The organism is Streptomyces sp. H27-H5 (assembly GCF_026627505.1).
Classification (GTDB): Bacteria; Actinomycetota; Actinomycetes; order Streptomycetales; family Streptomycetaceae; genus Streptomyces.
Genome location: NZ_JAPNLK010000283.1, coordinates 1 through 1,490 on the forward strand (window position 1 = coordinate 1; position 1,490 = coordinate 1,490).

A 1,490-nucleotide genomic window follows, 5' to 3' on the forward strand; every position below is an offset into this window, starting at 1 on the left:
CGGATCCGCTCCTACATCTCCACCGTCCGCAAACACGGCATCAACCCCCTCACCGCCCTACGCGACCTCTTCGCCGGACGGCCATGGATGCTGCCCACAACCAGCGGAAACCCCTAAACAGTTACACCGGCTTGCCCTGGGCGTCCTCAACGATCTCAAGGCCAGTAACATACCTCTGCGGGAACGCTGCCATCTCGGATGCTGTAAGGGCATCCATGGTGATCTTGTTGATCGCGTCCTGAATCGGAATGACATTGGCTAGATCAGAGAAGGGGTCACCGAGGAGACGAGATCGGTTCTCGAATGGGACCACCGGAACCCGCTTGAAGGGATTGGGTAGAGTCTCGCCCTTGTCCCATTCGGTAGTTCCGTAGGCAACCTCGTAGACGTAGTTCTCGGTCCACAAGGTGATCTGCTGCCGGCCCCACGAATCGACCTCGAAACGGGCAGCGGCTTCCAGTTCTGAGAGACTGCCGGCCTTGTAGCTGACAGCCATCCGCTCGGCGGAGACAGGGGTAATGGTCGGTTCGCCTTCAGCGTCTGCCCACACTACGACGTAGGCCCGCCCCTGAATCAGGGCTTCTAGGTGTACGGCATTGGAGTAGGCATCCATGGAAGAGCGCTGCCAAAAGACCCGAGCATCCTTGTCTGTACCCTCTTCACCGGGAACACGGAAGGAATCGACGTTCAGACGCTCGTTGGTGGCGTCCACAATCATCCCGCAGAAGTTGTCTCGCCACTGCTCAAAGACGCTGGCAAAGGCCAGCTTGTAGCGCATCTGGGAAAACGCAAGCTTCTGCTGATGGCCCTCGTAGTACGAGGAGTACAGGCGAGAAGAATGGTCAAATCCGGGTAGCTTCCCGTAGAGGTACATCAACCACTGATCGGGGGTCTGAGGCTTACCTATGAAAGGGGTGTGGCTTCCTGGTGGAACAATCATAGGCAGGCCTCCTTTTAGAAGCCCACGACACGTGACCTTCGGATCTTCATTCGTCCATCAGCGATGGCATCTGCTCTGGCCTCCAAGGCGAGAACTGCACAAACGGCTAGGTCGATCTTCCGCTTTGAGCGCGGACTGTCTTTGGTGATGAGAATGCCCTGAGGCACTTCACGGGTGACTGCATTAAGGACGTGCCGGCTAAGGCGGTAGTCGCCATCGTGGCGAACGTCCTTAACGGTGACGGCAGTACGCAGGCGCTCAACGGCCTGTGTCATCCGAGTGGGCTTGTTGGTCCAAAATTCGAATACGGTGTCGTCACCGTGCTCCACAGCCCATCGGCCGATCGCCTCTTGCCAATACGGCGGGTCTGCATACATCCAGGCAACGCGGTACTCCTTGAAGGCCTTGGCTACAGCGGCCTCTACTGAGCCTCGATCCACCGCGTGATCTTTGATCACGCGGTGTGATTGCTTTTGTGGTGGGTTTCCGGATTCGGGCAGGCCGGTATCCCGGGTGGCCGTCCCGGTGGCGGGTTCTCCGAGGTTCTTTC

Annotated in this window: 1 protein-coding gene and 1 pseudogene; both read right to left on the reverse strand. The window is 58.3% G+C overall.

Annotated features, from left to right (window positions below; translation table 11 throughout):
* Positions 1-121: 121 nt before the first annotated feature.
* Positions 122-940, reverse strand: coding sequence for a phage portal protein (locus tag OTB19_RS42775; RefSeq protein ID WP_267804263.1), 819 nt, complete (start codon positions 938-940; stop codon positions 122-124).
* A gap of 14 nt (positions 941-954) precedes the next feature.
* Positions 955-1,490, reverse strand: a pseudogene (locus OTB19_RS42780) (hypothetical protein); the annotation flags it as partial.